Genomic DNA, 23,341 nt, shown 5'->3' on the forward strand with positions numbered 1-23,341 from the left:
CGGCCTGTCCGCGCGGCATGCCGACCTGTTGGCCACGGTGACGGCCGCGCTGCCCGTGGCCGACCCGCCGCCACCCGCCGTGCCCGCCTGGCGGCGCATGCTGCAGGCGACGGGACAGCGGGTCACGGGCGCGGGCCTGTACCTGGTCCAGCTGGCCGAATATCTGGGCCGCACCCTGGCCGCGCTGGCGCGCGCCTTGCGCCATCCGACGCGGTTTCCGCTGACGGCGTTGGTCCATCACGCGCAGGAAACCGGCCTGCGCGCGGTGCCCATCGTCACGGTCATGTCCTTTCTGATCGGGGTGGTGCTGGCCTTTCAGGGGTCCGACCAGCTGCGCCAGTTCGGGGCCGAGGTCTTTGTCGTGGACCTGATCGCGATCTCTATCCTGCGGGAGCTGGGCATCCTGCTGACCGCGATCGTGGTGGCGGGGCGCACGGCCTCGGCCCTGACGGCGTCCATCGGGTCGATGAAGATGCGCCAGGAGATCGATGCCATGCGCACCCTGGGGCTGGACCCCGACAGGGTGCTGATCCTACCACGCATCCTGGCGCTGGTGATGGTGCTGCCGATCCTGGGGCTGATCTCGGCGGTCGCGGGGCTGTTGGGCGGCGCGGTGATGTCCTGGGTCGAGCTGGGCATATCCCCGGCGGTGTTCCTGGCCCGGCTGGCCGATATCAGCGTGACCCATGTCATCGTCGGGCTGACCAAGGCGCCGGTCTTTGCCCTGATCATCGGCGTGATCGGCTGTCACGCGGGGATGCAGGTCGGCAAGGACGCGGAATCCCTGGGCCGCATGACCTCGTCCGCCGTAGTCAGCGCGATCTTTGCGGTCATCATCGCGGATGCGGCGTTCTCGATCTTCTTTGCGCGGGTGGGGCTGTGACCGACGCCGTCTTCCAGGTGCGGGGCCTGCGCACGCAATTCGGCACCCACGTCGTCCATGACGGCCTGGACCTGGACCTGAACCGGGGAGAGATCCTGGGCGTGGTCGGCGGGTCCGGCACGGGAAAATCCGTCCTGCTGCGGGCCATCGTGGGGCTGGACCCGGTCCGGGCCGGGACCATCGACGTGCTGGGCAACCGCATCGGCACGCTGTCCGGGCCCGACCGGCGCGCGCTGGAACAGCGGTGTGGCGTCATGTTCCAGGACGGCGCGCTGTTTTCGTCCCTGACCGTGCGCGAGAACGTCGAGGTTCCGCTGCGCGCCGTTCCCGGCCTGACCGACGCGCAGCGCCGCGGCCTGGCCGAACTGAAGATCGGCATGGCGGGCCTGCCGTGGAAGGCCAATGACGACATGCCCGCCGATCTGTCGGGCGGCATGCGCAAGCGCGCCGGCTTGGCCCGCGCCCTGGCCCTGGACCCCGAAATCCTGTTTCTGGACGAACCCACCGCCGGGCTGGACCCGATCGGGGCATCGGCCTTTGACCGGCTGATCGTCACGCTGCGTGACGCGCTGAACCTGTCGGTGTTTCTGGTCACCCATGATCTGGACACGCTGCATGCCTGCTGCGACCGGGTCGCGGTCCTGGCCGAACGCCGCGTGCTGACCACCGGCACGATGGCCCAGATGCTGGATGTCGATGACCCCTGGGTTCACGAATATTTCCACGGACCGCGTGCGCGCGCCGTCAGCGGCAAGGATTAGGCGCATGGAAACCAAGGCCAATTACGCGCTGATCGGCGCCTTCACCATCGCGGGGTTCCTGGGGATCCTGGGGTTCGTGCTGTGGTTCGCGCAGCTGCAGCTGGACCGGCAGTTCGCCTATTACGACGTGTATTTCCCCGAGGTGTCGGGCCTTGGCCCCGCATCCGAGGTCCGCTTTGCCGGCCTGCCCGTCGGGCGGGTCGTGGACATGCGGCTGGCGCCGGGGAACCCCCTGCCCGTGCGCGTCCGCATCGAGGTGATCCTGGACACCCCGATCCGCAGCGACAGCCTGGCCGCGCTGGAGGTGCAGGGCGTCACCGGCGTGGCGCTGGTCGCGGTCACGGCCGGGTCGGCCCGCGCGCCCCTGCTGCGCGTCGCGGACACGTCCGAGGTGCCGGTCATCGCCTCCAGCCGGTCCGCCCTGCAGACGCTGACGGACGAAGGGCCCCAGATCATCGCCCGCCTCAGCCTGGCGGCAGAACAGTTGACCCAGATCTTGGGCCCGCAGAACCAGGGGCGGGTGGCCGCGATCCTGGACAATGTCGAACGCTCCAGCGGCAATCTGGATCAGGCGCTGGCGGATGTGGCGGCGGCGACCGATGCGATCGCGGTCGCGGCGACGGGCATCGCGGCGTTCGGGGACCAGATGGACGGTTTGGGCGACAGCGCGGCGATCACGCTGGACCGTTTCGCCGACGCCGCCGTCCAGGCGCAAGCGACGCTGGACCGGGTGGACGGCTATGTCCAGGGCGACCTGGCCACGCTGACGCAGGAGGTGCAGCGCGGCGCGGCGGGCCTGGGCGATCTGGCCGATCGGGGGCGATCCAGCCTGGACCGGCTGGACACGACGCTGGCCGCCGGGACCGGGGCGTTCGACACCGCGCAACGCGTGATGGGCGATCTGACGCCCGTCGCCGCCGACCTGCGCACGACCCTGGGCGCGGTCACCACCGCCATGGCCGGCCTGCCGGAGGACCTGCCCCGCATCAGCGCCAGCCTGCGCGCGGCATCCGACAACGCGGCGGCGGCATTCGCATCGCTGCGGGGCGTGCTGGACGGGGCGCGCGGACCGGTTCAGTCCTTTGCGGGCGACACGCTGCCCCAGATCACCCGCCTGTCGCAGGACATGCGCACGCTGGTCCAGAACATGGATCAGCTTGTCTCGACCCTGCGCCGCAACCCGGCGCAGCTGCTGTCCGGCCCCCGCACCCCCGAATTCCGCAGATGAGGTTCCCCATGCGCCTGCCGACCGCCCTTTTGATCGCCGCCACGGCCACCCTGCCCGGCTGCGGCGCGCTGTCCGCGCTGCAGGGCGAACCGGAGCGCGACCTGTTCGAGCTGCGGGCGCCTGCAGCCCTGTCCTGCCCCCGGTCCCGCATCGGCGAACTGGTGATCGAACCGCCCAAGGCGCGCGGGACACTGGACAGCAACCGCATCATGATCCGCCCGTCGGCCCTGCAGACGCAGTACCTGCCGGATGCGGAATGGGGCGACACGGTGCCCGCCATGCTGCAACGCCTGCTGGTCGAAAGCCTAGGCGCGACGGGCAGCTTCGACCAAGTCGGTCGCGCACCCCTGGGCCTGTCGGGCGACGTGGCGATGATCAGCGAGATACAGGATTTCAATATCGACCTGTCCGCCGACGGCACGCTGATCCGCCTTGGCGTCGAGGCGCAGCTGGTCGATGAGATGGAGGCAAAGGTCATCGCCCGCGGCCGCTTTGCCGCGACCGTGCCAGCCGCCGGCACCCGCACCGCGGACCTGATCCCGGCCTTTGACGCGGCGACACGGCAGCTGATCGGACAGATGACGGCATGGACGCTGGACGCCGCGGGCGTCGACCCCGGTGCCTGCCGCTAGCTGCCAACCCCCCACGACAAAGGTCCAGAGTTCGACCCTGCCCAGCTGGACGTCTGCCCTGCGCCGTGGCGCAGGCCAACGTCCCGGGCATGCGGTGCGACCGCTTTCAGGCCGATGAAACCCGACCGCGCTTGGACGACGTCGCCAGGCAACGGTCGGGGCATCACGCGCGGGCGATGCCCTGAATGCGCGTCAGGACGTGCTCAGACCCGAGGTCAGGTTGCTTTCCGTCGCGCCCTCGATCTTGTCGTGGGTCGACGGGACACCGGCCTTTTCCCGGCGGGTGTCGTTGTAGATCGCCTTGAGCAGGGCCACCGCCATCAGCGCCATGACGACCGAGAACGGCAGCGCGCCGATGACCATCGCGGTCTGGATGGCCGTCGTCCCCCCCGAGATCAGCAGCCCCGCAACCACCATCGCCAGGGCGACACCCCAAAACACCACATGAGGCCGCGACTTGGGCCCCTCGTCGCCGGCAGCATTGATCGTATTCACGATCAGGACCGCGGAATCGGCCGAGGTCACCAGGAAGGTCAGCAGCAGGACGACGATCAGCACCGCCATGCCCCATGCCAGCCAATCCGCGATGGGCGCCAGCATGAATTCTGTCATGGCAAAGATCATGTCGCCGTTCGCGGCATCGAAGATCACCCCGTTGGCGCCGCCGTTCAGTTCCAGGTCGATGGCGGTGCCACCGGCCCAGGCGAACCAGACAAAGCACATCAGCGCAGGCACGATCAGCGCGCCCAGGACGAATTCGCGCACCGTGCGGCCGCGGGAAATGCGGGCCAGGAACAGGCCGACAAAGGGCGCAAAGGCGATCCACCATGCCCAGTAGAACACCGGCCACCATCCCTGCCATTGCGCCAGCAGGAACGCCTGCGACCCCTCGACCCCGTCCGATCGGAAGACGTTGAGGCTCATCTGCGGCAGGCTGGTCACATAGTGCCAAAGCCCGACGAAGAACGCGTTGAACCCGAACCACGTGGCCCCGAAGGCGATGAAGAACCCAAGCAGGATGAAGGACAGCACCATGTTCAGGTTGGACAGCCACTTGATGCCCTTGCCGACGCCGGACAGCGCCGACAGGGTCGACAACCCCATGATCACCGCCAGCGCGATGACGATGCCCATCGTCGTCGCCGTACCCTCTGCATCGACAAGGCCTGCGATGCCGATCCTGGTCAGACCGGCCACCAGCTGATCCACGCCGAACCCAAGGGTCTGCGCGACGCCCAGGATCGTCGCCACGACGGCCACGACATCGACGACATGGCCCAGCGGTCCGGACAGGCGCTGACCGAACAGGGGCGTCAGGCCGGACCGGATCGTCAGCGGCAGGCCGCGGCGATAGCTGAAATAGGCCAGCGACAGGCCGCAGATCGCGTAGCAGGCCCAGGCGCTGAACCCCCAGTGCAGGAACGACCATTTGAAGGCCATCGCCACGTTGTTGGCCCCGCCCGCGGTGGTGATGCCCATGATCGTCTCGGGGTTGCTGCCCAGATGCGACACCGGCTCTGCCACGGCCCAGGTCAGCATGCCGACCCCGATGCCCGCCCCGAACATCATCGAGAACCACGAGAACCGGGTGAATTCCGGCCCCTCGCCCTCGATGCCAAGGTTCAGCCGTGCGGCGGCGGGCCACAGGGCCAGCGCAAAGCAGACCGCGATGAAGAATGCCACGATCCAGGTGTACCATGCGGCAAAGTACTGAAGGATGATCCCGTTCAGCCCGGTCAGGATCGCCCCCGATTGAAGCGGCCAGAAGATGGCCCAAACGACGATGACCGAGATGATGATCTTGGCGGGCACGGCAACGGCAACCGAAAACCCGTTATAGAACCCGCCGGTGGTCGTGTTGATGTCCAGTTCCGTCAGGGGAGGACTGATCTTTTCGCTGCTGGGCACTGCATTCTCCTTTGATCGCCAAGGTCCCCGTCCGTCCGGCATTTCCGGTGCGATCCGACGTTTCATCGCAACGCCAGCCGCCGACGATCATGATGAGGAAGACCGACACGCGACCAGAACGTCACGGCACGGCCAAAGGTTCGCATCGTCCGGGGAATGATCGGCCCGCTTCTAGCGACTGACAAGATTGCGTCCAGCGCCAATCGTCGAAACCGTGCGGTACCCACAGTCCGATGCCGGGCGAACGACCGGCCCCGACCACGCCCATGCGCCGTTGCAGATGCCGCGTCATGCCCCCGATGGCGATCGTCGCAAGGCCTGCATCTGACGCACGTCGTCGGTCGTGGCGATGTCCAGTGACAGTTCGGACAGGATGCGCCGGATCTTGTGGACCTGGTGGGCATAGGTCTGCGCCAGCTGGCCGCGACCCAGGAACAGGCTGTCCTCGAGGCCGACCCGCACGTTGCCGCCCATGATCGCGCCCATCGTCAGCAGCGGCATCTGGTGACGCCCCGCGCCCAGCACCGAAAAGCGATAATTCTCTCGCCCGAACAGCCGGTCGGCCGTCTGGCGCATGACCATCAGGTTCTCGGGGTCGGGGCCAAGGCCGCCCAGGATGCCCAGCACCGTCTGGACGAAGAAGGGCGGCTTGATCAGCCCCTCGTCCACGAAATGCCTGAGATTGTGCAGATGGCCGACGTCATAGGATTCGAACTCGAACAGGGTGCCGCATTCGTCGCCCAGCACGCGCAGGATGTGCTTGATGTCGCGGAACGTGTTGCGGAAGATCATGTCCTCCATCCCCTCGATGTAGGGCTTCTCCCACGGGTATTTCCACGTCTGGATCTTGCGGGCTACCGGGTAGATCGAAAAGTTCAGCGAACACATCTCTGGCTCCAGCTGCAGCGGATAGGCCAGCCGTTCGTCCAGCGTCATGCGGGTGCTGCAGCCGGTGGTGATGTTGATCACCGCATCGGTCCTGTCGCGGATGCGCGGCACGATCCGGTCGAAGACCGCGGGATCGGCGGTCGGGCTGGAATGACCGGGGCCAAGCCAAGTGGCCCCGAAACCCACCGTGCCGCCAATCACCCGGCGCGTATCCAGGACGACCGCCACCGACGGTTCGGGGATCCCGTTCGGAGGGTGCAGACCGTGCTGTCGTCGTGCAGGTGCGGCGCCAGATGGGACAGCACCCGCGGGTTCGCGGTCTGCTTGTTCAGCAGGAACACCAGATCGTAAGGCCCCCGCATCTGTTCGGGCAGGATGGCGCGCACCGGATGGCACAGTTTCAGGTGACCGCTGATGCTGACCCCGCCGGCATTCAGCGCCCGGACATGCGCCTGATTGGTGTCGACCAGTTCAACCGGCCGACCTCCCTTCGTCATCAGGGCGCCGATGATCGCCGCGCGCGTCATGGCCGGGTGACCGGGGCCGCGGTGTCGCTCTGGCGCTGGATGCGCAGCGCGACGGCGCGGGTCGAGGGGCTAACCTCGGCCTGGAAATACGGCTCCCAGGCTTCCTTGGGTGGGCGCGGCGTCGGATAGACCGCGACCAGCGTAGCGACCAGAGAGAACGCCGCCCCCCAGGTGAATGCGTTGGCCGATCCGCCGACGCGCGCGGCGATGAACGCCGTCGCACCGACCGCGATCCCCGCATAGGCACCGGCGCGGGTCATGCGCTTCCAGAACAGGCCTAGCCAGACCGGCCACATGAAGGCCGCGCCGAACGCGCCATAGACATAGGTGAACCCCATCGCCGGCAGCAACGCCGGCTTGATCGCACGGATCACGGCCAGGAAGCCAAGGCCCAGCACCACCAGACGTAGATGCCGCGTCGCGGATGCGTCGTCGAACTGCTGGGCCGTCTTCACCTGTCGATAGATGTCGCAATAGATCGACGTCCCGCAGTTCAGCAGCAGGGAGTTGGCGGTCGACACCGCCGCCGCCAGCAGCGCGATCAGCGTCATCGCGCCGACAAAGGCGGGCGCCTGGCTTTCACGATCAGGGGCATGATATAGTCGGTCGTGCCCCCTTCGGGCAGGCTGGGCATCAGAGCTTGCGCGCCCAGCCCGATCACGATCAAACAGGCAAAGATCGGGATCAGCGCGACCAGCGCCCACATCATCTGCAGAACCGCGGCCTTGCTGTTCCAGTGCGCCAGAAAGCGGTTGATCCAGTGCGCCCACGGCATTCGCCATGAAGATGCCCAGCAGCACCGACCAGCCGAAGGTCCCGGCGGGCGACAGCATGATGCCCGGCTCCATGGGTTCGCCGCCGACATTGATCGGGGCGGTGGTGACGGCGATGGTGTCGGTGATCGCGCCCATGCCGCCCGTGGCGGCCAGAACCGCCCATGTGCCGAAGGCCAGGCCGACCAAGATCAGCACCGCGTTCAGTGTGTCGGTCGCGGCAACCGACCAGAACCCGCCCAGCGAGGTCTGCATCAGGGTCGCCAGGACCGCAAAGAACGCGAATTCATAGCGGATCCCGGTGATCGTGTTGAACACGATGCCAAAGCCCGCGACCAGCTGTTGCAGATAGCTGGTGCGCGCGAACGGCTCGAGCCGCATGCGGATGAACTCCGGGAATGTGCGGGCGGACATTTCGGGGCGCCGCACGCGGACGGCAAGGTCCAAGGCCTTCTGTACGTGGCGGACCGCCATGCCAGGCACGACCAGTGCCGCGAGGTGTTTGTCCTTGGGTCCTTTGCGCTGCATGCTGGCGTCGCTATGCGCAATGCCGGGAACTTTGCGCAGCTGACGCAGGCGCTGGCCGCGGCAGAGCACAGCCGCCGGTCGCTGGAGGATCACATCAGCCGGGTCGAGGTTTCGGGCCATGCCCATGATCAGATGATGGCGCTTTTGGCCCAAGGTGCCAACCTTGCACTGTTCGTGCGGCGGATGGCGGCGCTGGTCGGCGGGCCTATCCACTATGTCGACGAGACCCTGACCATCCGAGACGAGGTCGTCCCGCCCGACTGCGACCACGGGCTTGTGGCGCAGCCGAGGCAGGGACGGCTGGACAGGGCGCGCATCCTGTCGGCCATCACCGCGTCGCGCGCCGATGGACGGGCGGCCCTGGTCCACCAGGACCATGATGAACGGTGCTTTGCTCTGACGCTGCACAGCGGCAGTGGGCGGGGCGACAGCCTGCTCGTCTGTCTGCGCGGCCCGGTGGACGACATCCGGATACGCAACCTGGAGCGCAGCGCGGTCGCCCTGTCCATCGCCTAGCTGCGGACTGAACGACGCGAGACGGAGCGCCAGATCGCGTCCTCCACCCTTCTGCTCCACCTGGCCCTGGTGACCCAGACGGATGCGCCGACGATAGCCGCGGCCCGCGACCGGCTGAAGCTTGGGGCGGGTCAGCTGGTCCAACTGGTGCTGATCGCCCTGCCCGGCACGGATCGCGCCGCCCGGGTCGACACGATCCGCCATGCGGGGTCCCGCCTTGATATCCTGGTCGATGCGATCGACGACCACTGCCTTGCCGTCGGCGCCACCAGCGCGGTGGAGGGCTCTGTGGCCACCCTCGGGCGGGCGCAACCGGGCTGGACGCCGGGCGGGCTGCTGTCCGACCCATTCCCCCGGTTGGAGGAGACGGGCAGCCATTACAGATACGTGGCCAAGGCCATGCAGGTGATGGCAAAACTGTACCGCCTGAATCGCTTTCTGCCAGAGCGCGAGGTCAGCCTGCTCGCCCGGACCTTCGGATCGGCCGATTTGACGGGCATCGGCGCCTTTGTCACCGACCGCCTGGTGCCCCTCAACAAGCGATCCCCATCGCCGCGCTCGGCTCTAGGCCACGCTGCTTGCGTATTTCGACAATCAGCACAGCATCGCGCGCACGGCGGCCGAAATGGGAATCCACGTGAACACGGCACGCTAGCGCCTGGACAGCGCCGCTGACGTCACAGAGGGCAGGCGCGACCCCATCGTCGCGATGGAGCTGCATGTCGCCCTGAGGCTCGACGCACTGGATCTGCGCTAGGCGCAGGGCTGGCCGCCCCGTGCGCCATCCGGAGTCTGCAGGCACCACGCTCTATCCGCGCGGATGCCTTGGTCGACGCCGTGCGGACGTGCAATGGCCTCAGGACAGAATAGCCGACGGAACGCCCGCCTGCACGAACAGCCCCGCTTCGACGCCATGGCGAACGGCGCGGACCGCGGATCATCCGGACAGGACCGGACAGCTGATCTCTCATCCCCTGATCGGTGCGCGCCCTGTGCACCGGTCGGCGACCCTCACCGCAGAGCTGGTCAGCTTCTTCGCGGAGGGGCGCGATTTGGCCCCCACCCGCCATCGCCTGCCAAGCGATCAACACCAATGTCGCGCACAGCGGGATGAAGCCAATGACGCTAGAGTTGGGCGGCAAATCCCCACAGATCGTCTTTGCCTATGCCGACCCGGACTTTGCCGCAGACGCCATCGCCCGCTCGATCCTGCTCAACGCCACCCAAGCCTGCGTGGCGGACAGCGGGTTGATCGCCGACCGGCGCATCCTGGAAAACCTGGCGGCACAACCGGTTCCAGACCGCTGCGACCAAACGGAGAATGCGCAAACGCGCCTTTGCACCGCTCACCTCGGCCCGGCAACTGCGATGGATCACGGTGATCGTAGCCAGGGCCGTGGCCCACGGCGTCACCGTACTGGCCGGGTGCAGGGACGGCTATGGACCAGCCCGGTTATTGCTCGGTGCCGACCCTCTTGCCCGATGTGGCGGCCGACTACCCCCACGAACGTGCGGCAGATCGTTGGCCCGGTGCTGACGCAGCAGGGCTTTGGCGACGACGATCAGGCGCTGGCCCTGTCGGACCATCCGACCTACGGCGTATGCGCAAGCATCTTTACACGGGACCTGTCACGGGTCATGCGGGCGATGCGGCGGGTTCAGGCAGGCACGGTCTGGATCAATCGCTATGGCCGCTCGCGCCATCATATTCCGCCCATTGGCGGTTATCGCCAGTCCGGCACCAACTAAGGTCCTGACCACGAAGCCTTACCGCGCCAACTGCCAGTCCACGAGCGTGCCGATCGACATCTGAGGAGCCTTCCATGACCCACCGCATCGCCCTGATCCCCGGAGACGGCATCGGCATTCCCGTGACCCAAGCCGCCATGAAGGTCGTCGAGGCCAGCGGCGCCAGCGTCGAGACGCAAAGTTTTCCCTGGTCCTGCGACCACTATCTGCAGCATGGCCGCATGATGCCCGAGGATGGCATCGAGACCCTGCGCGGCTTTGACGCGATCTTTCTGGGTGCGGTCGGCTGGCCGGCCCGCGTGCCCGACAGCGTCTCGCTGCACGGTCTGCTGCTGCCGATCCGCAAGGCCTTCGTGCAATACGCCAACATCCGCCCGCACCGCCTGCTGGCAGGGGTCGAGGGGCCGTTGAAGACCCGCGACTTCGACATCCTGTGCATCCGTGAGAATACCGAGGGCGAATATTCCGGCGCCGGCGGCCGCGTCCACCAGGGCACCCCCGACGAGGTCGCGGTCGAGACCTCGATCTTCACCCGCGCGGGCGTGGAGCGCATCCTGCGCTTTGGCTTTGAACAGGCGCAGGCGCGTCGCGGCAAGCTGGCCTCGGTCACCAAATCCAATGCACAGCGCCACAGCATGGTGTTCTGGGACGAGGTCACGGACGAGCTGGCCGCCGAATACCCGGACGTGGCCGTTACCCGCTACCACATCGACGCGATGTGCGCGCGGATGGTCATGGCGCCGGAAAGCCTGGACGTGGTCGTCGCGTCGAACCTGTTCGGCGACATCCTGACGGACCTGGGCGCGGCGATCCAGGGGGGCCTGGGCTTTGCGGCCTCGGCCAACATCGACCCGACGCGCCGGAACCCCTCGATGTTCGAACCCGTCCACGGATCGGCCCCCGACATCGCTGACAAGGGCATCGCGAACCCGATGGCAGCCTTCTGGTCGGCGGCGATGATGCTGGACCACCTGAGCCAGACCGACCCCGCCGCCCGCATCATGGCCGCCATCGAGGCCACGACCGCCCAAGGCATCGGCACCCATCCGGGACGCGACAGCACCGACACCATCACCGACGCCGTTCTGGCGCATCTGTAGCGACTGTCCACGACGATCCACGCCTCCATCACCCGCTTGGGTGACCCGGACCTGATGCGCCAGCAGGAGCTGATGGGGAGGCGTGGGGCGACGCCGCACCGATGCGACGATCAACGTCACCGACCACGCCACCGGCGCGAGCGTGGGTACCGTCCCGGACATCTCGGCCACTCACACCCCGCGGCGATCGCTACAGCTGCTGCCGCAGTTGCCACATGGCATAGGCGCATGTCGGCCGAACGCGCCGATTTGCTGATGGCACAGCGCGACATGATGGTGGCCGTGATTATGACTTTTGAACAGGGCAAGCAGATTGCGGGATCGTGTGGAGAGACCGCCTGTGGCGCTAGATTCGCCTGCTGATTCACCAAGGAGGCTTTCCGCGTTGGAAAGCCAAGTCGTCGCCACACCCGGCGCGGGCCGCCGCGCCTGCCATGAAGGACCGATTGGCGTCGCGGCCGTACGAAAGCTGTCCATCACCGGATCGACCCGCGTGAGGTCGATGCTGATGGACCAATGCGCGCCCACGGTCAAACACCTGTCACGGGGATCGGACGGCAACGCCCTCCGCGTTGGGCCGGCACGGCGGCGGGCGTGTCAGAGCGGCCAGATGATCAACTACGGCGCGCAGGAAAAGATTACCGTCGCTGTAGCGGATGCCTTTGCCAAGCGGGACCTGATAGGTGTGAGGATGCGCTGCCTTTTCTGGCAGAACTTAACGCAGATGGGCCGACTTCAGTCGTTCCGCCCGGAGAGCCATAGGACGCCGCGCCTCGATGACAAACGCATGTTGATTGGCTTGGTCTTCATCAATTGCAACGGGCTGTGATGGTGTGACGTGCGTGCGGTCCGCGGGCCATCCAAGAAACTGTACACCCAATGGAAACCGTGGCGCGCGTGGGCGAAGTTCGCGGGGATGATCTAGGAGCTGGCCTTCCAACGTGACCACCAGAAGGCCGTGGCGATCGACGCGAAATCCTTCAAGGAACGGCGCAGCGTCCATCTTGCGGGCCCAAAGCGGGCTGACGACAGGCGCGACTGCCTCATGGGGCAAACGAAGGACGCGCTGCAAGCCAAGTTGCATGCGGTCATGGACGCCACCGGGCGTCGGCTGCGATCCTGCGAGCGTCAGAAATCATTCTTGCTTCATGGTTGGAACATGACTGTTGCGGCCAAAGCGATATCGGAGAGGCAGGTCTCCAAGGATCCGCCGTAGCGCATGGCGACATCTCGCTACTCTCTTTGATTCTGTGGAGCATGGTCTCAATGCGATTTCGTTTTTCGTCGCAGCGCCTATCGGATTTCGCTATGCTCTTACGTGACCTCATCCCGCGGATGCAGCCTTCTGTCCCTTTGTCATGAAAGTTTTCCCAACCATCCAGCATTGAAAACCGATCGGGCTGCAGGAACCTGTCCGGAAACGCCGCCTTACTGGCGTGATCGCTGACCTGCCCTGCCGCCATGAAGAACCGGATGGGCCTGCCATTCGCATCGATGACGGCTGGAGTTTTGTGTGCATACACCTATCGTTTTACCGGCTTGGCAACCGTGCCCCCGGTTTTCGCACACATGGTACAAATTATGCATGCGCCCTCAGATACGTAGCATCGATTATGATCGTCTTCGGATCCCTGCCATGGCGGCCAGGCCGACCATGATCCTCGCGAAGACCCGGTTATCACCTCGCCGTTTACAACGATCTTTTAGGTCTCGACCGGTCCAGCCTCTATTAGTGCATTGCACCACCGCATGCCATTGCCATTGATGAACACAGTTCCGCTCGATGTCGGCCGATCGTCGACGCGCCGGCGGCCAGGCCTCTCAAGAAAGCAGAGCCGAAGGCGCGCCAGCTGCGTTTCGGACGACCCGTCCGGAATGCTCATCGATCAGGGCGCCTCTCGGAACCTGACTGACGCGAGTGGCGTGAAATCAATCGGCGTGGAGCCTAGAAAAGCAATATGTCGTCGGCGACCGCTTCGGCCGTGACGCCCTGACCGTCGATGGTGATCCTGTTCCCGTTCCCGAAGTAGATCACCACGCCGGTGGCGGTCTCCTGGATATTCTGGTTGTAGAACCGCGGCACGGATGGCGGAAGCATGGCGTCATCGATCAGCAGCCGGTCGGTTCCGACCTGATAGTCGACAATCCTGTCGGCACCGCTGCCTGCGTGGAACACGAAGGTGTCGACACCGGCACCACCGACCAGCACGTCATTTCCCTGGCCGCCGTTCAGGGTGTCGTTCCCAGCCCCTCCCTGCAGCGTGTCGGCGCCCGCACCCCCCTGCAGGTGATCGTTGCCGTCGCCCCCCATCATGATGTCGTTGCCGGCACCGCCGACCAGGGTGTCCTGACCGGGACCACCGATCAACGTATCGTGGCCGTCTCCACCGAAAAGCAGGTCGTTCCCGACCTGCCCGTCCAGTCGGTCATTTCCCCAGCCTCCGTCCAGAACGTCGTTGCCCATTCCGCCCCACAGGACATCGAAGCCCGCGCCACCGATAAGCCTGTCATTGCCCGGACCGCCGTCAAGCGTGTCGTTCCCCGCACCGCCGTTCATCCAGTCATCGCCCCCCAGGCCGCGTGCGAGGTCATTGCCCGCGCCCAATCGGAAATCGTCGGACCGCGCGGTTCCCTGCACGGCGGCGCCATTGGGTGAGGATGTACGGACGGCGCCGTCAAAGATGTCCGCCTGCCAATCGCCACGGCTTTCGGCGATGGTGTTGACGGGCGGCACGGCGCCCCTTGCGAAAACGCCGGTATCCAGCACGGGTTGTCCGGTCGTCCGACCGAAGTTCTGCGTCGCCATCAGAACCGTGTGACCCTGGAAATTGCCGACCTCCAGCCCGATGCCGATGTATTGCATGTCGAGGTCGACGATGTTCCGATAATGGCCGGGACTGTTGAGGAGGTTCTGGTGCAGCTGCCTGATCTCGTCTGAAAGATCCGCCTGGCCACGGACCGAGACATATCCAAGGTTCTCGCGGGTGCCCCAACTTTCGCCATACATGGGGAAGCCTGCACGGTCCATGCGCGCGGATGCGGACGAGCCCCCGGCACCGGTATGCGAGAACACGTCTGCGTCGAGCATCCATTGGCTATGGTCTTCAGCGGATTCGTTCAGCGGCTTTGCGATCCGGAGAGGCGCAAGGCCCAACGCCTCTCGCGTCCCGTTCACAAGTTGGACGAAATAGCGTTCGTAGGACGTGGCAAAACTCATCGGTCGATCCTCGTTCGAATTGCGCAGGACTTGTCAAAGAGCTTAGCACAACTATCGTTTAGGTTGTATTTCACGTTCACGCCATGTTCCATGGACTGCCTGCATGGTGGGGCAGCGCCAAGGTCAGGGCAACCGGGTGCGGGTGGATTCATCCCCGCAAGACCGACTTGCAGACAGAAGCAGCGGTCTTCTGCCGAAGCATCCCCAAGATCGCTGATCCCTCACAGAAGCCCGCCAACGGTGTGATCCGAAAGTCTCGGCCAAGCGCGACAGGCCCTGCCGTCTTTATGACCCCGGAAAGCAAGCACGGGCTGTCAGAGAGGTCCGTTCAGAATGAGAATGGAATGAAAAGCGGGGCAATCTCCGAAAAGCCGTTGATGCCGGGCGTATCTGTCTGCTGCAGCTTGTCCGACACCCCGGAGGACCGGCCCATCGCCTCGTCGCCAGTGATCCGGTCGCAGACCTTGAACGAGGGACGCGCGGCAAGATAGCCCGGCGCCGACATTCGCCTTAGGCATTTCGGAGTGAACATTCCGCCGCATATTTGGAATACATTCCAGAAATCTATCCGCTGAACTTAACAAAGAATGAACTAGCCTCTCATAAGCCGGTGATCCTTTTAACGAGGGTCGACACCAGAAATTATTAGAGCGCATTTGCGGATCACCTGACAAACAGGAGATAACAAATCCGGCGCAAAGAAGCCCTCAAAGGGATGGGGCAGCAAGGCATCCGAACCGAGAATATCGCGCGCCTTTCTGTTCGGCGTTTCATTCAAAATGGCGGTACTTCGCCCAAATTAGGTTTGGCGATTTCAACAACGTCAAAACCTTTGCGCGCACGTCCGAGGGCACTTACGCTGCCCCATACAAATGACGCAATTCATTCTGCTGCAATTCCCACGCGACATTTCGCATGAGGCCCACATGCCCAGCTTTATCCTTTCAGAAAATCGCCGCAGTATTCAGGAAGACCCCTACCTGTTTCAGCTCAACAACGGCACGATCCTGGGAACGTGGAGCGATCTGCATCCGGATCCCGGCGCTGACGGTTTCTTCGGCGTCTATGGCCGCGTCTGGGCGGCCGATCTGACCGGAGCAAGCCCGACGGACAGCCGGATCAACAATCTGACCAGCGGGGACCAATTGCACGCGTCCGGCACCGCGACCGCAAACGGCGGCTTTGCGGTGATCTTTGACAGCGACGGGCCGTCGGCGATCAACGGTCGGGACGACGCCTATTCCGACGCCTATATCAAGTTCTTCAACGCCGATGGAACGCAGCGCGGGGCAGCGCGTCAATTGACGCCGAATTCGAACGACGATCATCGCACGGTGGACATCGTGTCGCTGGCCAATGGCCAGACCGTGACCCTGGTCGCCCGGTACGAAAGCGGGGGCAGCTATGATCTGCTGGCGTTCCGCCACGGGGCCGACGGCCAGCAGATCGGCGGCGCCCGCCAGATCGTGGCCGACGCTCGCGTCTTCATCAGCCCCCTGACCGGCCCCGGATACATAGAGCCGTCGATCGCCGCGGCTGCGGGCGGCAATTACGCGGTCAGTTGGCACCAGCGCACCGCGTTTGGTGGCGGCGAGGGATATGGGGTCTGGACGCAGGTCTATCGGCCCGACGGGTCCGCGGTCGCGCCCGCGCGGTTGATCGCGCCCAACCTTGGCGGCCGCGACACCCTGGACCAAAGCGACAGCCAGATCGCCGGACGCTCGGTCGGCGGATTTGCCTTGGCATGGCAGCGCGACGATGCCCCCGGCGCCCCGGAAACGAATGTGTACCTGAGGATGCTGGATGGATCGGGCGCGGGGACGGGCCAGACGGTGCTGGTCAACTCCGACCGCCGCGCCGGTGAGCAGGACCTGCACGACGTCGTGGACTTGGGCGGCGGCCGGACATTGGTCACGTATATCAACCATATCCCCGACGCGATCGACGGCATCTTCGACGGGGGCGTGCTTCTGGGCCGCGTCTTCGGACCGCAGGGACAGGCGCTGACGGCATCGTTCCGGATCAGCGAGGGGGGTCCGTTCGAATCCATGGCTGGCGGCAATGCGATCATCAACCAGCACGGGCAGATCGTCGCGACCTTTCAGGCCGATCTCAGCTATGAATTCGACGATGACGTGATCATCGTCTCACGCGATCTGAAATTGCCCGATGTCTATGCCGGCGCCGGCAACAACCGGGTCCAGGGCACCTTCGTCGACGACCGCCTGTTCGGGCAGGCAGGCAATGATCTGCTGCTGGGCGACCGTGGGGACGACCGGCTGGACGGCGGCGCGGGGAACGACACCCTCCGGGGCCAGGCGGGCGATGATGCGCTGTTCGGTGGCGACGGGAACGACGTTCTTTCCGGGGACAATGGGCGCGACATGCTGTTCGGTGGCCCGGGCCGCGATCTTCTGGACGGCGGCCTTGGCAACGACACGCTGGATGGCGGGCAAGGCGCGGATACGCTGCGCGGAGGCGCCGGCAACGACCGCCTGATCGGCGGCGAGGGGGCGAACCAGCTGAATGGCGGTGCCGGGGCCGATGTCTTCGTGTTCCGCAACCATCTGGAGGCGGGGATCGGCGCAGATCGCGACACGATCACCGACTTTCAGCGTGGCGTGGACCGGATCGATGTCAGCGGGATCGATGCCCGCATCGGCCTGCCCGGACAACAGGACCTGGCTTTCGGCGGTCGCACCGCGGCGGCCAACGCGCTCTGGTTCGCGCAGGAGGGTCAGAATGTGGTGATCCGGGGCGATGTGAACGGGGACGGCCAGGCGGACTTTGCGATTCTGGTGCGCAACATCGGTCAGCTGTCGGACAGCGATTTCATCCTCTAGGCCCCCGTGGCGCGAGGCGCAGGACGGCGCTCACCGGCAGGACGGGACCGCCTGCGACCGACAGAACATCGCCGCCCCGGTTCGCCCGATGATGACGCCGATCGCAATTCCCGCGACGTTGGCCAGCCAGTCCCACAGGCTGCACTCCCGGCCGACATAGGGCTGGATGACCTCGATGACGCCACCGAACACCGCCAGGACGATGACCGTCACCGAGATCAGCCGGGGCGCCAGGAAGGACACCGGAACGGAGAGGCCCGCGAACGCCACCGCATGATACAGCTTGTCGGCGTTGTGGACCGGCATCGGGACGGACACCGGGCTGAGCGCCAGCCCCGCGACGACGACGCCCAGGACCAGTGTCAGAAGGATCGCCGCGCAGGCTTCTTTGGTCATGATGTGCTGCCTCGATCAGAAGCGCATAGCACTAGCAACCCGCCGGGCGCATGGCCAGCGCCGCGGCAACGGCGCAAATCACGCCTGAGTGTACCGACCAGATGCGGCAGGCACGCGAGTATGATGCGGGCGTCCGTGATTGCGATGCCGCACTGTTCCGTGGACGGCCAAGAGCGCGCACATTCATGAACGCGGCAGACAGGATCGTCGCAGGCGATCCTGCCGACGCTGCGGCGTCAGCATCCCGATTGCGCCCACCGACCGATGCCCCCGCCGCTGCATCCTCGCCCCGATCGTGAACAGATCTTGGTATTGCCGCCACAGTGTGGTCCGGCCACCCCGCAAGGTGCCGATGCCCGCCCAGATATGCAACATCTGTGCCCCGGCACCGTTCAGTTCAACGATGGGGAACCCTCGCCCCTCCTGCAGTTCGGCGATGTTGCGATAGCGCATGTCGAGCCAGCCGAAGTGAAAAATCCGGGATCTCCTGCGAGATCCTGCCGATCACAGCCTTCAACGCAGGCGTCATTTGATCCAGAGCGTCGAGATCGACCGCGCCCAACCAGGCGCCGTGTGCATTGGTCGGGCTGCGGAACTGGTCGCGCTCCGGAATGCTGTCCCATGCGCCAAGGTCGCACTGGCGATAAATCGCCGCGTTGGCGCGCAGGATGGGATCGCTGTCCACCATCTGTGCGACGCTGCGCATACCGTCGCCGATCAGATGCGGGGGATGCAGGAAGGTCATCGACACGATCCGCGCCTTGGTCTGATCCGGGTGCCCGGCAGGCAGTCGTTCGTCGTGAAAGGTGGCATGAAGCGCCGTCCGAAAGGACCAAACAGGTGCAACTCCAACGACTTGCTTTCGCCCTACAGCCCGCCCGCATCCAGCGCCGGATTGACCGCATCGGGCAGGGTTCAGGCTGCGGTGGCGGATCGCCAGCGCCGCCAATTTCAGCGCTGGAACAACATGGAACAGGCGCTCGGGGATGCGGCGTTCGGACGATGGATAAACCGGACCCGATGGGGCCGCAGCGGCGTCGTGGTGCGGGGGCTGGGTCGGCGGGAAAAGGTAGAATAGGTCCGTGTCGTACCAGACCGGTTTCCGGCGTGTGGTCTCCGCGCGGTGCAGCTCACGGTGCAGGATCAAGGGACAATATGCAAACTCCGCAAAACTCTTAATGTACGCCCATTCCGGTTGACCAACCCCTTTCCGTCCGGCTTCTGGTGGGCGGGAGACTTCACCGGGTGCGGTGGCGGTCCGGGGCTGTCGGTGATAGCGGGCCTGCTCGACCGCCCGTCATTGCTCACCACCGCGGGATGATGAGGGGCCTCTCAAACCGCGATATGCCTGCATACGGATCCTGCATGACCCTTTTTCACCTTGTCCTCGTCGCGATCATCCAGGGGATCACCGAATTTCTTCCGGTATCCTCCTCTGGCCATCTGATCCTGCTGCCGCAACTGACCGGCATGCAGGATCAGGGCCTTGTCATCGACGTCGCCGTGCATGTCGGCACGCTTTTCGCGGTGATCCTGTTCTTCTGGCGCGATGTCGCGGCCGCCCTGGCCGGCTTGGCAGGCTGGTCCGCGGCAGGGTCGACACGCCCGGTGCACGGCTGGCCGCATCGCTGATGATCGCCACGATACCGGTGGTGCTGGTGGGCCTGCTCCTGAAACTGTCCGGCGCGATGGAGATGATGCGCTCGGTGGCCGTGATCGGCTGGACCATGATCATCTTCGGCCTGCTGCTCTACTGGTCCGACCAACGCGGAGAGGGGGTCAAGCGAACGAAAGACTGGACAGCCCGGGACGCCCTTGTCATCGGCCTGTGGCAGGCCGTGGCGTTGATCCCCGGAACATCGCGATCGGGTGCCACGATCACGGGCGCGCGTGCCTTGGGATATATCCGCGAAGACGCGGCAAGGATCTCGATGCTGATGTCGATCCCGACCATCATCGCATCCGCCACGCTTCTGGCGGGCGATGTCGTGTCAGGGTTCGATGGTCAGGCCGCCATGCAGGCGGGGATCGCCGCGGCCTTTGCCTTCGTCGCCGCGCTTGCCGCCCTGACGCTGATGATGCGGCTGTTGAAGGCCGTAAGCTTCACGCCCTACGTGATTTATCGCCTGATCTTCGGCACCGTGCTGCTGATCTTCGCGTACAGCTGATCACGGGCCAGCCGCCATCACCATCACGCGTTCCTGAAGGGTGCCGGGATTATCATCGCCTGTCGACCGCGTTACGCTTTCGGGACAGACAAGAACAAGACCAAGGGACAGGACATGAAAACCAGATTCGGGCTGATCGGAACAGCAGTCGTGTTGACGCTTGCCGGATGTGCCGGTGGCGGCGGGTACAACGACAGTCCGCTGAACAGCGCCGCCGTTCGGACGGTCGGCGGCGCAGGCGCAGGCGCCTTGGCGGCGGACGCCCTGGGGGGGTCCGGGACCAAAGGCGCGCTGATCGGCGCATTGGCCGGTGGCGCATCCTGCGTGAACGGCAGCTGTTACTGAGGCGCAGCCTGTCGCCATGCCTTCCAGGCTGTCGGCACTTGCAGGACGGATGAGCGGCCGATCGGAAGATGGGCAGCCATGATCCTTCGGGGTTTTGCAATGAAGTTTTCCGCTGTTCAGTTGGAGGGACTGATCCGTCCGACGTTTCGGCAGCCCCTCCACCGCTGTTGTGCCGCCCGTCGCTGGTGGCAGGCGCACATTTCCCGAAGGTCGACACCATTCCATCAAAGGCGTCGTCTTGGAACGGAAGAGCCTCGGCATCCGCCTCTTTGAACAGGACCGTAAGGCCCTGGCCCCTTGCGCACAGGTTGGGGGGGGGTCAAGCGAGACGGGTCCGTCATCCGTCGACGTACCGGTATCCCATCGTCTGTGGCAGCAAGGATGGCATTGTCGCTACCCGCTGCGACATCCAGAAGCGTTTTGCGCGCCCGCGAATTCAGAGTCTCGCAAAGTTCTTCGCCCACGATCTGCGGGGTCGTTTCGACCACGGCACAGCTGCCCGATGCCCACAGATCCCTCTGTCTGGCCTTCAGGGTTGGATAGTATGGGACGGTGATGGTGTCGGCGACGGCATCTCTTGGGCATGGTAAACACGCAGCATGCATTATGCGGTCCCGCGAGGAACACGGGTTTGGTGCCGTGAATTGCGCTGGGCTCGTCCTGTTTGTCCAAGGTTGCCGCACATGCCTTTGGAAGTCATTGCGAGATACTTGAACGAACCGGCATAAGCCCCACTGCTCAGGCGGATGGGTGGCTGGAATATCCTCTCGGAGATGCAGCGCGACATCCGCGTCGGGCGAGTACTTCAGAATTGCCTCGCAACCGCTCCGGGCTAGGCGGGTCGACACAACCCCGGCACCTGATCCTCCGCCCGGATTGGTCAGTGTCCACATCGTCATCCAGGTCCGCATCTGGATCGGTGACGGCGACCGGCTCCGATGCCACAGCGGGCGACGCCGTCATCGTCCCGATCCGAGCGACTGGATCGGAGCATGAAAAAGGGCGCAGCCGCCGACACCATAGATGCATATCCCGGTTCTGACCTCTGCCAGTGACGGTTCCAGATGTCGCATCATCTCTGGCTTCATCGATGCATGGGTTCCGGACTGTACGCCCCTGGTGACGGCGCTGCCTGATGTCATTGCCGCGCGTCGACACACGGCGTCGACGACCGGCTTGCCGCGGCAGAAAGCAATCTGATCAGCAAGGCGCACAGCCCGCGGCCTGATCGACGCGTCATTCAGAGGCAGAGGCAGAGGCAGAGGCAGAGGCAGAGGCAGAGGCAGAGGCAACCAAGACGTCGTTATGCGCCCTGTTCAATGCGGTTCTGGGATTGTCCCCGGCACGCTGTAATTTGGGGGTGGCGGCTTTACGTGGCATTGGCACGGCTGGCCGATACCCATTGTGCGATCGCCTTGGTCACCGGTGGTGCTCGTTGCGGGTCAGAGGCAGCGCTCTCATGTGCCTCTCCAAGATGCTTCCATAGACCGCAAGCGTGCCGGTGGTTCTCTAACGGTGCGCGCATGACGGCCGTACCGAACGAACGACACGAACTTCCAATCGCGCTGGATGCAAAACGCAGGGTCGGACCGAAGTTGATCGTCCGTCTTCGGAACCTGCAGACCATCGCAATGCCGCCACTGCGCAGGACACATTCTCTATCCTCAATTTTTCGAGCGACGATCGAATACCGCGGCGGCGAAGGAGCCGGCGGCTCCCTCTCCGCCGCGCCGCCTTCAACCAGGACTGACGACGCCACCCACGACCGGTTCTTCGGGTTGCGGGCTGATCCAGCGATAGAGTATTCCCCCTGCCGCGCCGCCGATCAGAGGCGCGACCCAGAACAACCACAACTGACCCAGCGCCCACCCCCCGGCAAACAATGCCGGTCCCGTGCTGCGTGCAGGATTGACCGATGTATTCGTGATCGGAATGCCGATCAGGTGGATGAGCGTCAGACCAAGCCCGATTGCGATAGGGGCAAACCCTGCCGGCGCGCGACCATGTGTGGCGCCCATGATGATGAACAGAAAGAATGCGGTCAGAACGACTTCCGCGGTAAAGGCTGCGGCGAGGGAATAGCCCCCCGGCGAATGAGCACCATAGCCGTTCGAGGCAAATCCGCTTGCGGAGGCATCGAACCCCGCCGCACCGCTGGCGATGACGTAAAGCACCAGCGCCCCCAGGATCGCGCCGGCCACCTGGGCGATGATGTAGGGCAGGATCTCGGCCTTGGGAAAGCGTCCTCCGGCAGCAAGACCCACCGTGACCGCCGGGTTCAGGTGACAGCCAGAGACGTGACCGATTGCATAGGCCATGGTCAGAACCGTCAGGCCGAACGCCAGGGAAACGCCGAGGAAGCCGATGCCAAGCTCCGGAAAAGCGGCTGCCAACACGGCAGAGCCGCATCCGCCGAAGGTTAGCCAGAATGTCCCTATGAGTTCTGCGGCATATTTCTGAGAATTGATCATGACCCTCATCCCGTTTAAAAAACGCGTACCATTCCAAGAAAACATAGGCGATGTGATGTGAGGACTTCGGTTATCGCCGGGAGCACTCAACTGAGCTCCTATTGCCTGCTCATTTGACGTCCATCACAATTGTACCACATCCGGGAAAAATCACCTTGGTCCCGAACGGTATTTCGTGTTCGTGTTTTGCTGATAACGCCACAAGTCTAAAAATAATCAAGCGAAAGAATAATCCACTTCAGACATTCATCTATTGAGCGACTCCAACATCATATCTTCATCCGAAAGCGGATTTTAGAGTAACCTTTTCTGAAGGGGTGGTCTTATCCCATTTCAGAGATTTGCAGACCCAACTCGGCGCTAGATTCTAGTGAATGGTGGCATTATCGAATCCGTATCGGCCCAGAT

General features: G+C 64.7%; 22 protein-coding genes and 1 pseudogene. 14 read left to right on the plus strand and 9 right to left on the minus strand.

Annotation, left to right across the window (positions count from 1 at the left end; all coding sequences use genetic code 11):
* The 4 genes from TY51_RS10835 to TY51_RS10850 all read left to right on the plus strand — a co-directional run.
* Positions 1–883: ABC transporter permease (locus TY51_RS10835; RefSeq protein ID WP_052650043.1), on the plus strand; the 883-nt coding region annotated here is incomplete at its 5' end.
* On the plus strand, positions 880–1,644 hold the full coding sequence (locus TY51_RS10840; protein ID WP_042249501.1) for an ABC transporter ATP-binding protein: 765 nt from the start codon (positions 880–882) through the stop codon (positions 1,642–1,644). The genes TY51_RS10835 and TY51_RS10840, both read left to right, overlap by 4 nt.
* Positions 1,645–1,648: 4 nt before the next feature.
* Entirely contained in the window at positions 1,649–2,872 is a 1,224-nt protein-coding gene (locus TY51_RS10845) for an MlaD family protein (protein WP_042249505.1), read from the plus strand.
* Positions 2,873–2,880: 8 nt separating this feature from the next.
* Complete coding sequence (locus TY51_RS10850) at positions 2,881–3,504, plus strand: ABC-type transport auxiliary lipoprotein family protein (RefSeq protein WP_042249507.1); 624 nt, start codon at positions 2,881–2,883, stop codon at positions 3,502–3,504.
* Between the two features lie 192 nt (positions 3,505–3,696).
* Here TY51_RS10850 and TY51_RS10855 read toward each other — a convergent pair whose 3' ends face one another.
* From TY51_RS10855 to TY51_RS22690, 4 genes are all read right to left on the minus strand, one after another.
* On the minus strand, positions 3,697–5,454 hold the full coding sequence (locus TY51_RS10855) for a BCCT family transporter (RefSeq protein WP_081994892.1): 1,758 nt from the start codon (positions 5,452–5,454) through the stop codon (positions 3,697–3,699).
* A 246-nt stretch (positions 5,455–5,700) separates the two neighbouring features.
* The gene (locus TY51_RS10860) at positions 5,701–6,528 is read right to left on the minus strand and encodes a 3-keto-5-aminohexanoate cleavage protein (RefSeq protein WP_231559013.1); all 828 of its coding nucleotides are present in this window, start codon (positions 6,526–6,528) and stop codon (positions 5,701–5,703) included.
* Positions 6,498–6,797, minus strand: a complete 300-nt coding sequence (locus TY51_RS10865) for a 2-dehydropantoate 2-reductase N-terminal domain-containing protein (protein WP_231559014.1) — start codon at positions 6,795–6,797, stop codon at positions 6,498–6,500. Before TY51_RS10865 ends, TY51_RS10860 begins: the two co-directional genes overlap by 31 nt.
* A 26-nt stretch (positions 6,798–6,823) precedes the next feature.
* Complete coding sequence (locus TY51_RS22690; protein ID WP_197054728.1) at positions 6,824–8,128, minus strand: sodium:solute symporter; 1,305 nt, start codon at positions 8,126–8,128, stop codon at positions 6,824–6,826.
* Positions 8,129–8,140: 12 nt separating this feature from the next.
* Here TY51_RS22690 and TY51_RS22695 point away from each other — a divergent pair, with 12 nt between their 5' ends.
* From TY51_RS22695 to TY51_RS21885, 7 genes are all read left to right on the plus strand, one after another.
* A complete protein-coding gene (locus TY51_RS22695) occupies positions 8,141–8,644 on the plus strand; it encodes a hypothetical protein (RefSeq protein ID WP_197054729.1) in 504 nt (167 codons plus the stop codon).
* A 604-nt stretch (positions 8,645–9,248) separates the two neighbouring features.
* Positions 9,249–9,299 carry a hypothetical protein gene (locus tag TY51_RS24525; RefSeq protein ID WP_373960643.1) on the plus strand — a complete coding sequence of 17 codons (51 nt, stop codon included), beginning with the start codon at positions 9,249–9,251 and terminating at the stop codon, positions 9,297–9,299.
* A gap of 326 nt (positions 9,300–9,625) precedes the next feature.
* On the plus strand, positions 9,626–10,393 hold the full coding sequence (locus TY51_RS21040) for an aldehyde dehydrogenase family protein (RefSeq protein WP_255351402.1): 768 nt from the start codon (positions 9,626–9,628) through the stop codon (positions 10,391–10,393).
* Between the two features lie 74 nt (positions 10,394–10,467).
* Complete coding sequence (locus TY51_RS10890; RefSeq protein ID WP_042249516.1) at positions 10,468–11,493, plus strand: tartrate dehydrogenase; 1,026 nt, start codon at positions 10,468–10,470, stop codon at positions 11,491–11,493.
* 228 nt (positions 11,494–11,721) lie between these two features.
* Positions 11,722–11,856 (plus strand): hypothetical protein, encoded by a 135-nt coding sequence (locus TY51_RS24010; protein WP_255351403.1) that lies wholly within the window; start codon positions 11,722–11,724, stop codon positions 11,854–11,856.
* Positions 11,857–11,878: 22 nt separating this feature from the next.
* Positions 11,879–12,322: a hypothetical protein gene (locus TY51_RS20295; protein ID WP_052650050.1), complete on the plus strand. Its 444-nt coding sequence runs from the start codon at positions 11,879–11,881 to the stop codon at positions 12,320–12,322.
* A 129-nt stretch (positions 12,323–12,451) separates the two neighbouring features.
* Positions 12,452–12,709 (plus strand): hypothetical protein, encoded by a 258-nt coding sequence (locus TY51_RS21885; protein WP_042249520.1) that lies wholly within the window; start codon positions 12,452–12,454, stop codon positions 12,707–12,709.
* 729 nt (positions 12,710–13,438) lie between these two features.
* Here the strand turns inward: TY51_RS21885 and TY51_RS10905 are convergent.
* On the minus strand, positions 13,439–14,710 hold the full coding sequence (locus TY51_RS10905) for a CAP domain-containing protein (protein WP_042249523.1): 1,272 nt from the start codon (positions 14,708–14,710) through the stop codon (positions 13,439–13,441).
* A 328-nt stretch (positions 14,711–15,038) separates the two neighbouring features.
* Positions 15,039–15,215 (minus strand): hypothetical protein, encoded by a 177-nt coding sequence (locus TY51_RS21890; protein WP_156117982.1) that lies wholly within the window; start codon positions 15,213–15,215, stop codon positions 15,039–15,041.
* Positions 15,216–15,636: 421 nt separating this feature from the next.
* Here TY51_RS21890 and TY51_RS22705 point away from each other — a divergent pair, with 421 nt between their 5' ends.
* Positions 15,637–17,553, plus strand: a complete 1,917-nt coding sequence (locus TY51_RS22705) for a calcium-binding protein (protein ID WP_197054731.1) — start codon at positions 15,637–15,639, stop codon at positions 17,551–17,553.
* Positions 17,554–17,583: 30 nt separating this feature from the next.
* On the opposite strand, the gene TY51_RS10915 is transcribed toward TY51_RS22705, so the two are convergent.
* Together TY51_RS10915 and TY51_RS22710 are read right to left on the minus strand one after the other, a co-directional pair.
* A complete protein-coding gene (locus tag TY51_RS10915) occupies positions 17,584–17,949 on the minus strand; it encodes a VanZ family protein (protein ID WP_042249525.1) in 366 nt (121 codons plus the stop codon).
* A gap of 397 nt (positions 17,950–18,346) precedes the next feature.
* On the minus strand, positions 18,347–18,700 hold the full coding sequence (locus TY51_RS22710; RefSeq protein ID WP_197054732.1) for a hypothetical protein: 354 nt from the start codon (positions 18,698–18,700) through the stop codon (positions 18,347–18,349).
* 614 nt (positions 18,701–19,314) lie between these two features.
* Between TY51_RS22710 and TY51_RS10930 the strand changes: the two are divergent.
* Positions 19,315–20,117, plus strand: a pseudogene (locus tag TY51_RS10930) (undecaprenyl-diphosphate phosphatase).
* 114 nt (positions 20,118–20,231) lie between these two features.
* The gene (locus tag TY51_RS10935) at positions 20,232–20,462 is read left to right on the plus strand and encodes a hypothetical protein (RefSeq protein WP_042249534.1); all 231 of its coding nucleotides are present in this window, start codon (positions 20,232–20,234) and stop codon (positions 20,460–20,462) included.
* Positions 20,463–22,198: 1,736 nt separating this feature from the next.
* Here the strand turns inward: TY51_RS10935 and aqpZ are convergent.
* Entirely contained in the window at positions 22,199–22,933 is a 735-nt protein-coding gene (gene aqpZ / locus TY51_RS10940) for an aquaporin Z (protein WP_197054733.1), read from the minus strand.
* Positions 22,934–23,341 lie beyond the last annotated feature (408 nt).

It is taken from the genome of Paracoccus sp. PAMC 22219, assembly GCF_000787695.1.
Classification (GTDB): Bacteria; Pseudomonadota; Alphaproteobacteria; order Rhodobacterales; family Rhodobacteraceae; genus Paracoccus.

Coding starts and splice junctions, on each gene's coding strand:
- TY51_RS10845 (WP_042249505.1), top strand. CDS start 1,649: ATGGAAACCAAGGCCAATTACGCGCTGATCGGCGCCTTCACCATCGCG.
- TY51_RS10850 (WP_042249507.1), top strand. CDS start 2,881: ATGCGCCTGCCGACCGCCCTTTTGATCGCCGCCACGGCCACCCTGCCC.
- TY51_RS10855 (WP_081994892.1), bottom strand. CDS start 5,454: ATGCCGGACGGACGGGGACCTTGGCGATCAAAGGAGAATGCAGTGCCC.
- TY51_RS10865 (WP_231559014.1), bottom strand. CDS start 6,797: ATGACGAAGGGAGGTCGGCCGGTTGAACTGGTCGACACCAATCAGGCG.
- TY51_RS22690 (WP_197054728.1), bottom strand. CDS start 8,128: ATGCAGCGCAAAGGACCCAAGGACAAACACCTCGCGGCACTGGTCGTG.
- TY51_RS22695 (WP_197054729.1), top strand. CDS start 8,141: ATGCGCAATGCCGGGAACTTTGCGCAGCTGACGCAGGCGCTGGCCGCG.
- TY51_RS10890 (WP_042249516.1), top strand. CDS start 10,468: ATGACCCACCGCATCGCCCTGATCCCCGGAGACGGCATCGGCATTCCC.
- TY51_RS24010 (WP_255351403.1), top strand. CDS start 11,722: ATGTCGGCCGAACGCGCCGATTTGCTGATGGCACAGCGCGACATGATG.
- TY51_RS10905 (WP_042249523.1), bottom strand. CDS start 14,710: ATGAGTTTTGCCACGTCCTACGAACGCTATTTCGTCCAACTTGTGAAC.
- TY51_RS21890 (WP_156117982.1), bottom strand. CDS start 15,215: ATGTCGGCGCCGGGCTATCTTGCCGCGCGTCCCTCGTTCAAGGTCTGC.
- TY51_RS22705 (WP_197054731.1), top strand. CDS start 15,637: ATGCCCAGCTTTATCCTTTCAGAAAATCGCCGCAGTATTCAGGAAGAC.
- TY51_RS10915 (WP_042249525.1), bottom strand. CDS start 17,949: ATGACCAAAGAAGCCTGCGCGGCGATCCTTCTGACACTGGTCCTGGGC.
- TY51_RS10935 (WP_042249534.1), top strand. CDS start 20,232: ATGAAAACCAGATTCGGGCTGATCGGAACAGCAGTCGTGTTGACGCTT.
- aqpZ (WP_197054733.1), bottom strand. CDS start 22,933: ATGATCAATTCTCAGAAATATGCCGCAGAACTCATAGGGACATTCTGG.